This is a genomic window from Streptomyces sp. NPDC029122, assembly GCF_055569445.1.
In genome coordinates this window covers 51,194-63,928 of the sequence record NZ_JBVHWK010000033.1, presented here as the reverse complement: position 1 = coordinate 63,928, position 12,735 = coordinate 51,194, and the positions used below count along the sequence as shown (strand labels likewise).

The 12,735-nt window shown below is 75.6% G+C and carries 10 protein-coding genes; 7 read left to right on the top strand and 3 right to left on the bottom strand.

Translation table 11 applies throughout. From position 1 onward, the window contains the following. Positions 1 to 265: 265 nt before the first annotated feature. Both ACZ4WZ_RS29495 and ACZ4WZ_RS29490 read left to right on the top strand, forming a co-directional pair. Positions 266 to 637 (top strand): peptidase inhibitor family I36 protein, encoded by a 372-nt coding sequence (locus tag ACZ4WZ_RS29495; protein WP_467895141.1) that lies wholly within the window; start codon positions 266 to 268, stop codon positions 635 to 637. 102 nt (positions 638 to 739) lie between these two features. Then, the gene (locus ACZ4WZ_RS29490; RefSeq protein ID WP_467895138.1) at positions 740 to 1,987 is read left to right on the top strand and encodes a glycosyltransferase; all 1,248 of its coding nucleotides are present in this window, start codon (positions 740 to 742) and stop codon (positions 1,985 to 1,987) included. Positions 1,988 to 2,029: 42 nt separating this feature from the next. On the opposite strand, the gene ACZ4WZ_RS29485 is transcribed toward ACZ4WZ_RS29490, so the two are convergent. Next, positions 2,030 to 2,440 carry an SsgA family sporulation/cell division regulator gene (locus ACZ4WZ_RS29485; protein WP_467895135.1) on the bottom strand — a complete coding sequence of 137 codons (411 nt, stop codon included), beginning with the start codon at positions 2,438 to 2,440 and terminating at the stop codon, positions 2,030 to 2,032. 113 nt (positions 2,441 to 2,553) lie between these two features. Next, positions 2,554 to 2,979, bottom strand: a complete 426-nt coding sequence (locus ACZ4WZ_RS29480) for a subtilase-type protease inhibitor (protein ID WP_467895132.1) — start codon at positions 2,977 to 2,979, stop codon at positions 2,554 to 2,556. A gap of 437 nt (positions 2,980 to 3,416) precedes the next feature. Here ACZ4WZ_RS29480 and lanKC point away from each other — a divergent pair, with 437 nt between their 5' ends. The 4 genes from lanKC to ACZ4WZ_RS29460 all read left to right on the top strand — a co-directional run bounded on the left by lanKC (position 3,417) and on the right by ACZ4WZ_RS29460 (position 9,887). Then, entirely contained in the window at positions 3,417 to 6,080 is a 2,664-nt protein-coding gene (lanKC, locus tag ACZ4WZ_RS29475; RefSeq protein WP_467895129.1) for a class III lanthionine synthetase LanKC, read from the top strand. Then, positions 6,077 to 6,214 (top strand): SapB/AmfS family lanthipeptide, encoded by a 138-nt coding sequence (locus ACZ4WZ_RS29470; protein ID WP_388938101.1) that lies wholly within the window; start codon positions 6,077 to 6,079, stop codon positions 6,212 to 6,214. The genes lanKC and ACZ4WZ_RS29470 overlap by 4 nt, the downstream gene beginning before the upstream one ends. A 101-nt stretch (positions 6,215 to 6,315) precedes the next feature. After that, the gene (locus tag ACZ4WZ_RS29465) at positions 6,316 to 8,100 is read left to right on the top strand and encodes an ATP-binding cassette domain-containing protein (protein WP_467895125.1); all 1,785 of its coding nucleotides are present in this window, start codon (positions 6,316 to 6,318) and stop codon (positions 8,098 to 8,100) included. Then, the gene (locus tag ACZ4WZ_RS29460; RefSeq protein ID WP_467895122.1) at positions 8,097 to 9,887 is read left to right on the top strand and encodes an ATP-binding cassette domain-containing protein; all 1,791 of its coding nucleotides are present in this window, start codon (positions 8,097 to 8,099) and stop codon (positions 9,885 to 9,887) included. Before ACZ4WZ_RS29465 ends, ACZ4WZ_RS29460 begins: the two co-directional genes overlap by 4 nt. A gap of 37 nt (positions 9,888 to 9,924) precedes the next feature. On the opposite strand, the gene ACZ4WZ_RS29455 is transcribed toward ACZ4WZ_RS29460, so the two are convergent. Continuing rightward, positions 9,925 to 10,533, bottom strand: coding sequence for a response regulator transcription factor (locus ACZ4WZ_RS29455; protein WP_467895118.1), 609 nt, complete (start codon positions 10,531 to 10,533; stop codon positions 9,925 to 9,927). Between the two features lie 500 nt (positions 10,534 to 11,033). Here ACZ4WZ_RS29455 and ACZ4WZ_RS29450 point away from each other — a divergent pair, with 500 nt between their 5' ends. Then, positions 11,034 to 12,701 (top strand): serine/threonine-protein kinase, encoded by a 1,668-nt coding sequence (locus ACZ4WZ_RS29450; RefSeq protein ID WP_467895115.1) that lies wholly within the window; start codon positions 11,034 to 11,036, stop codon positions 12,699 to 12,701. The last annotated feature ends 34 nt before the right edge of the window (positions 12,702 to 12,735 follow it).

The following is a 12,735-nucleotide window of genomic DNA, read 5'->3' as shown; positions in this document are numbered from 1 at the left end:
CCGGCCGTCACCGCCGATCGCGCGCGGGACCCGGCGTGTCCCCCGGACAGGTCGCAGCCACGGCGCGCAGAGGCAGAGGCCGCGCATTCCGATATCCCGCCACCGGCTGACGCGAAAACGGCTCGCCCGGCTCCGGACCGGGCACCCATGCTTGACGAAACGGGCCCGGACGGCGCGGTAATCGTTTCCGGGTCATCTCCGTTCGCCCCCGTCCTTTCTCCGGGGCAGCACCCCGGTCGCGATGCGCAAAAGGGGAACTTCTGTCATGCGCCGAATGATTTCGTCAGCCGCCGTCGGCCTCTCCCTCACCCTCGCCCTCGCCGCGGCACCCGTGGCCGCGGCCACCGAGAGCCAGCCCGCCGCATACGCCTGCAATTCGGGCAATTTCTGCATCTACAGCGACTGGAACGGCGGCGGGGAACGCTGCGAGTGGCCCGACGCCCAGAGGGCGAACACGGCGGACAACTGCGGCTTCATACAGCGCGGAATCAACGTCCGGTCCGTCTGGAACGGAAAGAACAACCGGGTCCAGTACTACACCCAGACCAATTACAACGCACGCGTGGGTTCCACATCGGCCGGCAACGGAGGGAATCTGATGGGGACCTATCAGATCCGCTCCTTCAAGAGGCAGTAGGAAGCCCAACCCGCTCCGGCCCGTGGTCGTTTCGGGGTATTTCCCGTGCCGCCCGGGCCGTTCCGGGCTGCACGGGCGGGGAATGCCGCCACACTGGCGGACATGAGGATCGCCATCATGACGGCGGGGTCCCGCGGGGACGTCGCACCGTACACGGGCCTGGGTGCGGGCCTGGTCAGGGCAGGGCACGAGGTCACCCTGGTGACCCACGGCGGGTTCGAGCCGCTGCTGGCCGGGTCGGGGGTGCGCTTCCGGCCCCTTCCGGGGGACCCCAGGGCCGAGTTGCACTCGCCGCGCGGCCGGGGGCTGCACCGCAGCCGGACCGGGGCGGCGAAACTGCTGCGTGCGATCGCACTGGCGAGGAGCATCGCCCCGGAGATGACGCTGCCGCTGGTGCGCGCGGCGCGTGACGCGGACGTGGTACTGGCCGCGGGGTCGGTCGCGCCGCTCGCCTGTGCCATCGCCGAGGGCTGCTCCCGGCCCAGCATGGGACTCTTCCTGCAGCCGCTGCACGGCACCCGCCACTTCCCTCCCCCGATGCTCGGCACGCGTTCCCTGGGACCGCTGGGCAACCGGATCGGCGGGCACGCCGTCACGGCGGGCGTGGACCACGTCTACACCCGGGCCGCGCGGACCCTGGCCACGGAACACGGCCTGCCCCCGGTCCGCCTGACCGGCGCCCGCCGCGCCCGTGAACGTCAGGGCTGGCCCGTGTTGCACGGCTTCAGCGAGCTGGTGGTTCCGCGCCCCCGCGACTGGCGGCCGGGCCTCGACGTCTGCGGCTACTGGTGGCCCCACGACGCCGACCGCCGGCTCCCGCCGGAACTGGAGGACTTCCTCGCCTCCGGCCCCGCCCCGGTCTACGTCGGCCTCGGAAGCGCCACCGCACCCGACCCGCGGCGTCTGAGCGCCCTCGTCGTCTCCGCCCTGCGCGCGGCCGGTCTGCGGGGCGTGATCCAGCACGGCTGGGCCGGACTGTCCGCCGCCGGGGACGACATGATCACCATCGGGGACGTGCCGCACTCCCTGCTCTTCCCCCGGATGGCCGCCGTCGTCCACCACGCCGGAGCCGGCACCACCGGCGCGGCCCTGCGCGCCGGGGTGCCGTGCGTGCCCGTCCCGGTCCAGTTCGACGCCTCCTTCTGGGCGTCCCGGCTCGTGCGGCTGGGCACCGCCCCCGGGGTGGTGCCGTTGCGCCGCCTCGACGCCGCCACCCTCGGCTCCGCGGTCCGGAAGGCCGTGACCGACCCCTCCTACCGCGACCGCGCCCGGCGCATCGCCGGCCGGCTGGCGGAGGAGGACGGCATCGCGCCCGTCGCCGCCGCGCTGGAACGGCTGGCAGCCACCTGAGGGAGCGTCACCCCCGGGGAGCGGCCCCTGGAAGGCTCCGCCTCACCGGCTGAGCAGGGCGTCCAGCAGCCCGTCGAGGTGGGCGCTCTCCTCCTCGGCCGCCACCACCGCGTACGTCCGGCGCAGGAAGGCGGCCACGGCGTCGGCGTCCGCGAGGAGCACCGCCCGGTCCTGGCCGGCCGGGGAGGCTCCGCGCAGTTCGATGCGGAGCGCTCGCCCGTCGGCGCCGCCCACGGGCCGGAAGAGCACGTCTCCCTCCCCCACCGGCCGGCGGAGGCCGTCCGCGAGCATCTGCCGCTCGAAGTGCCAGCACGCCAGCCGCGTACCGGCGTGCAGGATGACCGCGCGCACGGCGAGCGGGTCCGTCGGGGCGTAGGTGAGGCGCAGTTGCAGCGGCACGCCGGCGACGGTGGTGAGGTGGGCGCTGATCAGGGCGGACAGGCGGGACGTCACAGAAGGCCTCCACGGGGACGGGCACCGGACGGCGGGTGCGCGACGCGCGTGTACCCGCCGCGGGCCGGACCACACCCGTCCGTCCGGGTGAAGGCCGCATCGGCGCGGTCGCGTCAGAACGCGTAGAGGGCGTTGCCGTTCAGGGTCGCGGACATCACGCACGCGTTGGGGAAGGTGTGCTTCCACGCGAGGCGGCCGCCGTGCCAGACCCCGTCCGCCGTGACGGTGACGGGGTCGTAGTTCCTCCGGCACGCGCGGCCCGGATCCGGGGCGGACAGCAGGCGGTCGAGCCGGCCGCCGGTGGCGTTGAGGGCGTCGCACGCGGCCCTGGGCGCGGGGTGCGTGCCCTCGGCGGTGTAGGCGCAGCTGAGTACGGTCGCCCGCAGGACGGTGCCCGTGGCGGCGTCGTCCCCCTGGGTGATGGTGAGGACCATGGCGGAGGGGGCGTACGGGCTCGCGGGCTGGGCCTCCGCCACGCCCGTGGCGCCGGCGAGGCAGAGGAGAGCGGCGGCGGAGACGGCTGTTAAGCGGTGACGCACGACAACACTCGCTTTCGATTCGAAGGTTGAAGGTAGCACTACGGCTTTCATGCAGCGCCTGACTGAAGTTGACCCTCTCAGGTACGAAGGGCCGACGCACATCGACGATCGACTTACGGACAGATCGTTCGAAAATCGGAGGGGAGGCGGGGTTCGGGCGCTTCCGCCTGGTGGCCGCGGCTCCGCCCCGCGCGAGGGCGCGGAGCCCTGCCCTCCGGGTGCGTTCCGCGCGGCGACCCCCTGCTGGTGACGGCCGCGACCGGCTCGCCGCAGGGCCGTCCAGGGTGACCGGATCGAGGCGGTGGCCGGGCGGGCCGCAGGACGGTGGGCGCCAAGTGACGCATGCGTACCGCACGTCGGGCTGGTGACAAACGCGACTGTCGCCGGGTCCTGGCGGCGTGCCACCTTTGCTCACGTCACCGACCGAGGGAGCAGGTGTGAACAAGGGGCACGCGGCCTTCTGCGACGCCGACCGCTGGTTCTACGACGCCCCGTACCGGCGGGGCGGCGAGAGCTTCCCGCCGGCCCTCGCCCCCGTACCGGAGGGGTGGACCTCGCACCGCAGCGGTGACTGGCTCGCCCTGCGTCCCGTCGGGCTCCGGCTGCCCTCCCAGGGCTGGAAGATCCACGTCTCGGCCGGCCTCGACAACGCGGAGGCCGTCCTGGGCAAGGTGTACGCCTACTGCGTGGAGCGGCGGACCGCCTTCAAGTTCGTGCCGAGCCGGTACCTGCTGCACCTGCGCAACGCCAAGTACGCCGACCGCGCGGCGAGCGGCAAGTTCCTGACCGTCTACCCGGCCGACGCGGACGCCTGCCGGCGCACCGCCGAGGACCTGGACGCCCTCCTGGCCGGCGAGCCCGGCCCCTACATCCTCAGCGACCTGCGCTGGAACGAGGGCCCGGTCCACCTGCGTTACGGCAGTTTCACCCTGCGGCACTGCTACGACGGCGACGGCGAGCTGGTCCCGGCCATCGAGACGCCCGACGGACGCCTGGTACCGGACGCCCGCGGCCCGGTCTTCCAGCCGCCCGCCTGGGTCGAACTGCCCGGCTTCCTGCGGCCCCACCTGGACCGGCGCTCGGCCGTCACCCTCGAGGGCATCCCCTACGCCGTCGAACGGGCCCTGCACTTCTCCAACGGCGGCGGTGTCTACGCGGGCCGCGACACCCGCACCGGCGAGCCGGTCGTCCTCAAGGAGGGCCGTCCCTTCGCCGGTCTCGCCGCCGACGAAGCGGACGCCGTCACCCGGCTGCACCGGGAGCGCCGGGCCCTGGAGCGACTGGACGGGCTGGACTGCGTCCCGGCCGTCCGCGGCACCTTCACCGTCGGGGACCACCACTTCCTGGCGCTCCAGTACCTCGACGGGAAGCCCCTCAACACCTACTTCGCACGCCGCCACCCCCTGATCGAGGCCGATCCCGCGCCCGCGGAGCTCGCCGCCTACACCGAGTGGGCGCTGAAGATCCACGCGCGGGTGACGGAGGCCGTCGACGCCGTCCACTCCCGCGGCATCGTCTTCAACGACCTCCACCTCTTCAACATCATGGTCGCCGAGGACCCCGTCACGGGCGAACCGTCCGTCGCCCTGCTCGACTTCGAGGCCGCCGCCCACGTCGACGAGGGCCTGCGCCAGACGGTCGCCAACCCGGCCTTCGTGGCGCCGCCGGACCGGCGCGGCTTCTCCGTCGACCGCTACGCGCTGGCCTGTCTGCGCCTCGCCCTGTTCCTGCCGCTGACGAGCCTGCTCGTCATGGACCGGGCGAAGGCGGCGCACCTCGCGGACATCGCCGCGGCGCAGTTCCCCGTGCCCCGGTCCTTCCTCGACGAGGCGGTGCGCGAGATCCTCGCCGGATCCGGAGGACCCGAGTCCGGGTCCTCCGGGTCCGACGCTGCCGGCGGACGGACACCCGCCCCGGGCCGTCCGTACCTCCCGGCCGAGCCGGGTGACTGGCCGGCCGCCCGCGCCTCCATGACGGCGGCCCTGCACGCCACCGCCACGCCCGACCGGGAGGACAGGCTCTTCCCCGGCGACCCGGCCCAGTTCACGACCGCCACCGGCGGCGCGACCTTCGGACACGGCGCCGCGGGGGTCCTGTACGCGCTCGCCGAAACGGGCGCCGAGCCCTGGCCCGAAGCGGAGGAATGGCTGCTCGCCCGTACGAAGGAGCCACCCTCCGGCACCCCGCTGGGTTTCTACGACGGCCTCGCCGGCCTGGCCTGGACCCACCACCGGCTCGGCCACCGGGACCGCGCCCTCGCCCTCGCGGGGCGCCTCCTGGACGAGCCGTGGCCGTCCACGGGCCCCGACCTGCACGGCGGACTCGCCGGAATCGGGCTCGCCCTGGACTCCCTCGGCACGGCCACCGGCGAGGGTGCGCTGCACAGCGCCGCCCTGCGCTGCGCCGACCTGGCCTTCGAGGCGGCACCCGGGCTGAAGCGGACGGGGCTGCTCTACGGGCACAGCGGGATCGCCCTGCTCCACCTGCGCCTCTACGAGCGCACCGGGGACCCGGAACTGCTCCTGCGTGCGGCACGATTCCTCCACCGGGACCTGGACCACTGCGTGACCAGCGCCTTCGGGACCCTCCAGGTGGACGAGGGCTGGCGCACCATGCCGTACCTGGGCGCGGGCAGCGTCGGCATCGGCATGGTGCTCGACGACTGGCTGGAACACGCACCCGACGAGCGCTTCGAGGAGGCGCGGACCCAGATCGTCCAGGCGGCCCAGGCGACCTTCTACGCCCAGCCCGGCCTCTTCCGGGGCGCCGCCGGAATGATCCTGCACCTGTCCCGGACCACCACGCCCGGCCCCGGGACCCGCGCCCGGGACATCGCCCGGCAGATCGAGGCGCTGGCCCGCCACGCGCTGCCGTACCAGGGACGACTCGCCTTCCCCGGCGAGCAGTTGATGCGCCTGTCCATGGACCTGTCCACCGGCACCGCCGGCGCGCTGCTCGCCCTGGGCAGCGCCGCCACGGGCGGGCGGGCGCACCTGCCGTTCCTCCCGCCGCCGCGTACCGCGGCGGCCCCAGAGCCGGTCCCCCACCGGGGGGCCGTGACCGGTCAGAACATCCCAGCGAAGGAAAGGAATCAGCCATGACCCTTCTCGATCTGCAGTCGATGGAGACCCCCAAGGAAGAGAACACCGAGGCCGCGCACCTCACCGGGGGCGGCAGCCGCGCCAGCCTCCTCCTGTGCGGCGACAGCAGCCTGAGCGTCACCACCTGTAACTGATCGGGACGCTTTCCGGGCCCGGGCGGAACCTCGCCCGGGCCCGCACCTCATCCCCGGGCGGCCCCGTCCCGGGCCCGCGGGCATTCGAGGAGCCGCCGCCCATGACCCCGACCGACGACCCCGGTGAGGCGGCGGCCGACCGCACGGCCGACCGGGCGCTGAAGGCGGCCGCACGGCACAGCGCCGGCCGCACCGCCGCCGTGTTCGGCTGCTCGCTCGCCGCCGCCTGCGCCGCCCTCGCCGAACCCGCCGTCCTCGGCCACTGCCTCGACCTGCTCCTGCGCGGCGACCCCTCCGGCACCCGGTGGGCCCTGTACTGCGCGGCGCTGACCGCGGCCGAGGTCCTCCTCGACGCGGCGACGGCATGGCTCGCCGGCGGCGTCGACGCCCGCTCCGCCGCCTGGCTGCGCCGGCGGGGACTCGCCGCCCTGCTCCGCACCGCGCCGCACCACGCGGCCCAGCACGCACCCGGCGAAACGGCGGCCCGGCTCACGGCGCACGCCACCGCCGCCGCGACCGTTCCCGCGGCCGTCGCCACCGCCGTGACGGCCGTGCTGCCCCCGCTCGGCGGGCTCGTCGCCCTGTTCCTCGTCGACGTCTGGACCGGCGTCGCCTTCCTGGCCGGAGTGCCCCTGCTGGTCCTGCTGTTGAGGGCATTCACCCGCGCCTCGGGAGCCAGCGTCAGCCGGTACCAGCGGGTACAGCTCGCCATGGCGGGGCGGCTCGCCGAGGCCCTGGCCGGCGCGCGCACCATCGCCGCCGCCGGCACCGGGGAACGGGAAGCCGCGCGGATCCTCGCCCAGCTGCCCGAACTGGGCCGTGAGGGGCGGCGGACGTGGCGGATCTACGGCGCGACCGTCGCCCGTACCAGCGCCCTGATGCCGCTCCTGCTGTACGTCGTGCTCGGCGTGGGCGGCATCCGCCTCGCGGCGGGGGCGCTCGGCGTCGGCGGCCTGCTCGCCGCCGTACGGTACGCGGGGCTCGCGGCCGGCGCCGGAGCCGTCACCGGCCGACTGGCCGCGGTGGTGCGGGGCAGGGCCGCCGCCCGCCGGACCGCGGCCCTCCTCGGCCTGCCGCGGCTCGCCGAGGGGGAGCGCGAGCACGCCGCCGACGGCCCCGGCACCCTGGAGCTGCGCGGGGTCCGCGTCGAGCGTGCGGGCACGGTCGTCCTGCACGACGTCGACCTGCGGATCCCGGGCGGCACCACCACCGCGGTCGTGGGACGCACCGGCTCCGGCAAGACCCTGCTGGCGGCTGTCGCCGGACGTCTCACCGCCTGTGACGCGGGGCAGGTACTGCTGGACGGCACCCCGCTGGAGGAACTCACCGCCGGAGCGCTGCGCCGGGAGGTCGGCCACGCCTTCGACCGGCCGGCACTGTTCGGGGAGAGCGTCGGCGCGGCCATCGCCTTCGGAGCGCCGCCGCGGCCCGGGCCCGGTGCCGTGCGCGCCGCGGCCCGGGCGGCCGGCGCCGAGCCGTTCGTGCGGCGGCTGCCCGAGGGCTACCGCACACCGCTCGCCGACGCCCCGATGTCCGGCGGCGAGCTGCAACGCCTCGGCCTCGCAAGGGCGTTCTGCCACGCCGGCCGGCTGCTCGTCCTGGACGACGCCACCTCCAGCCTGGACTCCGTCACCGCCCGCGCGGTGGAGCACGCGCTGGTCAACGAGGTGCGGACGGCCACCCGCCTCGTCATCACCCACCGCGTCTCGACGGCGGCCCGGGCCGACCTGGTCGTATGGCTGGAGGAAGGCCGGGTCCGGGCGACCGGGACGCACGCGGAGCTGTGGCGGGACCCCGCCTACCGCTCGGTGTTCGGCACCGGCGGGGAATCCGCCCCCGCCGGCCGGGCGAGCGAGAAGGCAGCCCGCCGCGGGGCGGTCCGGTGAGCGGGCAGGGCGCCTGGCGGCGGGTCGCCGCGGAGGGGCGCCGCTTCCTGCGCGGGCGGGCCCGGACGCTCGGCGCCCTCGCCCTGTGGTCCCTGCTGGAATCCGCCCACACCTTCCTCGGCGGTTACGCGGTGGCCCGCGCCCTCGACGACGGCTTCCTCGCCGGGCGGCCCGGCACCGGGACGGGCTGGCTCGCCGTGGCCGGGGCCGGGGCCCTCCTCGGCGGACTCGCCCTGCGGGGCGTGTTCGGGGGGCTCGCGGACCTCGTCGAACCGCTGCGCGACGGCCTGGTCCGCCGGGCCGTGCGCCAGGGCCTGGAACGCGCGGTCGCCGACCCGGCGCGGGCCGAGCGCTCCGGGGCCGTCTCGCGGCTCACCCAGCAGACCGAGATGGCACGTGACTCCTTCGCGGGTCTGGTCCTCGTCGCCCGCTCCTTCGTCTTCACCGCCCTCGGCGCCCTGGCCGGGATGGCCGCACTGGCGCCGGTCCTGCTCCTGTTCGTGCTGCCGCCCCTGCTCCTGGGGACGGCCGGCTTCCTGCTCACGCTGCGCCCCATGGCAGGGGTGCAGCGCCGGGCCCTCGACACCGACGAGGCCCTGGCGGGGCGGGCCGGCGAGCTCGCCGCGGGCCTGCGGGACGTGGTGGCCTGCGGAGGAGGGGCCGAGGCCGGGGGCCGCCTGGAGTGCCTGATCGCCGAACAGGAGCTGCTGACCCGGCTACTGGCGCGGTGGGCCGCTCTGCGCACGGTGATGCTCGGGGTGGCGGGCCGGCTGCCCGTCGTCGCGCTGCTCCTGGGCGCACCCTGGCTGCTCGCGCACGGGCTGAGCGCGGGCGCCCTGGCCGCCGCGCTCACCTACCTGGTCCAGTCGCTGCTGCCCGCGCTGGACGCCCTCATGGGCGCCCTCGGCTCCGCCGGCACCAGGCTGCTGGTGGTACTGGAGCGCTTCTGTCCCCCGGGTGCGGACACGGCGCCGGTCCCGGAGCCGGCGGGTCCCGCGGAGCCCGGGGACCCCGGGCCGCGGCCGTCGGCGCCCGGGCCGGGACCGGCGGGCGCGTCGGGGGCCGCGTCCCTCGCGGCAGAGCTGCGTCAGGTGCGCTTCGCGTACGGTCCGCACGCCCAGCCGGTGATCGACGGCCTCGACCTGGCCGTGCGCGAGGGGGAGCACCTCGCCGTGGTCGGGCCCAGCGGCATCGGCAAGTCCACGCTCACCGCGCTGCTGGCCGGGCTCCTCGTGCCCGGCCGGGGCACCGTACTGCTGGCGGGCGCCCCGGCCGGCCGCGGGCCCGCCCGGGGTCCCGATCCCCGGCGGACCCTGTTGCCGCAGCAGGCGTACGTCTTCACGGGCTCCGTCCGCGAGAACCTGACCCACCTGTGCCCCGGGCCGGTGTCCGGGGCACGGCTGGAGCGGGCGGTGGCCGCCCTCGGCGTGGACGGCCTCGTGGACCGGCTGGGCGGCCCGGACGCACCGGTGGACCCGGCCCGGCTCTCCCAGGGGGAGCGGCAGCAGCTGGCCCTCGCGGCCGCCTACCTCTCCCCCGCACCGCTGCTGCTGCTGGACGAGGCCACGTGCCATCTCGATCCGCGGGCGGAGGAACGCGCGGAGCGGGCGCTCGCCGAACGCCCCGGCACCCTCGTCGTCGTGGCCCACCGCATCTCGTCCGCGGCGCGGGCCGACCGGGTCCTGGTACTGGACGGGACCCGTGCGGTCTGCGGCACGCATGCGGACCTCCCGGCCAGGTCACCCCTGTACCGGGAGCTGGTGGGGGTGTGGAACGCGCGGGCATGAGCAGGGGGCGGGCGGCCACGGAGGGGAATTCGGGCCCTCAGACCCAGCCGGCCTGCCGGGAGATCCGGATGGCGTCCACCCGGTTGCGGGCTCCCGTCTTGCGGGTGACGGCGGCCATGTAGTTGCGTACGGTCCCGCTGGCGAGGTGCAGGGCCTGCGCGATCTCCGCGATGGAGTCGCCCTCCGCCGCCCGGGCCAGCACGCTCAGTTCGCGCGGGCTCAGCGGCGCGGGGCCGGCGTCCAGGAGGGCGGTGGCCAGGGAGGCGTCGACGAACCGCTCCCCCGCGGCGACCGTGCGGATGGCCCGGACCAGCCGGCCCGGTGATCCGTCCTTGTCCACGTACCCGCGCGCCGCGGCCCGGACCCCGCGCTGGAGCGAGCCGGGCGTTCCGGACGTGGCGAGCACCAGCAGGGGCGCGGGCGCCTCGGCGAGCGGGCGGGCGGTCCCGCCTTGGGCCCCCAGGGTGGCGGAGGCGCCGGGACAGTCGAGGTCGACGACAGTCACGTCCGGGCGTAAGGACTCCGCCTGCCGCGCCGCGGAACGCCAGCCGGCGGAGGTGACGTCGAAGCCGCCCTCCGATCTCAGCAGAGCGGCGAGCGCCGACCCGACGAGGCTGACGCTGTGCAGGACGAGGACCTTGGTCATCGGGGGCTCTCCTCGGGTGGTGATCACGGGCACCAAGCGGTTGCCCGGCAATCACGGAGTAGGAACGTCCGCGTCCGGGGCATGGGGGGTGCGTGGCCGAAGTGCGGTGCCGGCTGATCGGCACCACGGGCCGCCGTACCCGCGACACGCTCGGCGGGTACGGCTCCGACGCCGGAGGGCGCACGCCGGCGAAGGGAAGCGGTGGGGCTGATTCCGGGCACATGCGGGGCCGCAACGGCCCTACTGCGGCGGCGCGTGCCACTCGAACAGACGGCCGCGATCCCCGTCGGGAACGGCGGACGGCCCGCTCCGGTGGCGCTGGGCACCACGGTGGCGAACGGGCCGCCGTCGCCGCGGGGAGGAGGCGGTCCGCGAAGGCAACTCCGGCTCGGCGGACGCCGGTTGACGCATCACCCCGGCCGCCCGGGTCGGCCGCGGCGCGATCGCGGTCCGCTACGCTGACACCTCAGACGATCATGGAATAGGGAGGCCGGTCCGGCATGGCGGCGAACGGGGCAGAGGGACGGCTGCACGCCGGGGACCCGCAGGAGATCGCGGGATACCGGCTGCTCGGCCGCATCGGCGAAGGCGGCATGGGGACCGTCTACCTCTCCCGCACCCGCGGCGGGCAGCCCGTCGCACTGAAGGCGATCCGGCGCGAGTACGGCGGCGACACCGGCTTCCGCCGCCGCTTCGAGCAGGAGGTCCGGGCGGCCTCCCGGGTCCAGGGCTACCACGTCGTCCCGCTCCTCGATCACGACGTCACGGGCGAACAGCCCTGGCTGGCCACGGCGTTCGTTCCCGGGCTGTCCCTGCGGGAGGCCCTCGCCACGTACGGCCCGCTGCCGCTGCCGGCCGTTCTCCAGCTCGTCGGCTGCACCGCGCGGGCCCTGACCGCGATCCACACCGCCGGCGTCGTGCACCGCGACCTCAAGCCCAGCAACGTCCTGCTGAGCGACCAGGGACCGTACGTCATCGACTTCGGCATCGCCCGCGCCGCGGACGCCCTCCAACTCACCGCGTCCGGCGGCGTCGTCGGCACCCCGCAGTTCATGTCCCCGGAGCAGGCGCTGGGCCGGCCGGCCGGACCGGCCGCCGACGTCTTCGCCCTCGGGCTGATCGCCGCCGTCGCCGCCACCGGCCGCCACCCCTACGGTGACGGCGGCGCCCTCACCCTCGCCGCGCAGATCGCCAACACGGCCGTGCGCCCGCCCCGCCTCGACCTCTACGACGAAGCGCTCCGCACCCTGCTCGGACGCTGCCTCTCCCCCGCCCCGGCGGCCCGCATCGGCCCGGAGGAACTGGCCGGGCTGTGCGAGGAGGCCTCTGGCCGCTCCCTGAGCGGCTTCGCCGACTGGCTGCCGGGCCCGCTGGCTGAAGAGCTGACCGCCCGCAGGCGTGCCGCGGCACTGGCGCCGGCACCCGAACCGACGGTCACCGAATCAACGGTCACCGACCCGCCGTCCCGTCCGCCGCACGGCCCCGCCTTCGCCGCCGCCCCGACCGCGGCACCACCGCCCCCGCGGCCGTCGCACGCGCCGGAGGAACCCGCCGCGACACGGCGTACGCCGACCGGTGTCCTCGCCGCCGGCGCCGCCGTGGCCGTCGCCCTGGCGGTGGTCCTGACCTGGACGGTGGCCCGCTCCGGAAGCACCTCGGACGGCATGCGGGAGGGGGCCGACGGGAAGCGGTCGGACCGGCCGGCCCCCGTCACGGACCCGGGTCCGACGCCCACCGGCTCCGCCTCCGCCTCCCCCTCCGACGACGCCGGGTACACCGCCGTCTTCCGGGACCGTCCCCTCACCCTGCGCTCGCCGGGCGGGGCCAACATCGTCAGGGCCGACCTCGACGTCCCCCAGGTCGTACAGGACACCCCCGGCCGGGAGATCATGCTCAGTGAGATCGCGGGCGGCAAGTGGGAGTTCTACACCCCGATGGGCAAGAGCACCGGAAAGACGCCGCAGGAGTGCCTGCGGGGCGCCCAGAGCGAGGTCCTGCCCACCGAGATCCGGGCGAAGGACCTGCCCACCGCCCTCCCCGTCGGAACCCTGATGTGCACGGTCACGAGCGACAAGAAGCTGGCCATGCTGGAGGTCACCGGCATCACCAGCGGCCAGGGCAACCTGCCCGACTACACCACCCGGCTCACCCTCTGGCAGAAGCGGTAGCGACGGGAAGCACGGGCGGCGGCCCGGCCGGACC

Excerpts from the sequence above, each read along its gene's own strand:
- ACZ4WZ_RS29450 (WP_467895115.1), top strand. The coding sequence starts at position 11,034 with ATGGCGGCGAACGGGGCAGAGGGACGGCTGCACGCCGGGGACCCGCAG.
- ACZ4WZ_RS29490 (WP_467895138.1), top strand. The coding sequence starts at position 740 with ATGAGGATCGCCATCATGACGGCGGGGTCCCGCGGGGACGTCGCACCG.
- ACZ4WZ_RS29495 (WP_467895141.1), top strand. The coding sequence starts at position 266 with ATGCGCCGAATGATTTCGTCAGCCGCCGTCGGCCTCTCCCTCACCCTC.
- ACZ4WZ_RS29470 (WP_388938101.1), top strand. The coding sequence starts at position 6,077 with ATGACCCTTCTCGATCTGCAGTCGATGGAGACCCCCAAGGAAGAGAAC.
- ACZ4WZ_RS29465 (WP_467895125.1), top strand. The coding sequence starts at position 6,316 with ATGACCCCGACCGACGACCCCGGTGAGGCGGCGGCCGACCGCACGGCC.
- ACZ4WZ_RS29455 (WP_467895118.1), bottom strand. The coding sequence starts at position 10,533 with ATGACCAAGGTCCTCGTCCTGCACAGCGTCAGCCTCGTCGGGTCGGCG.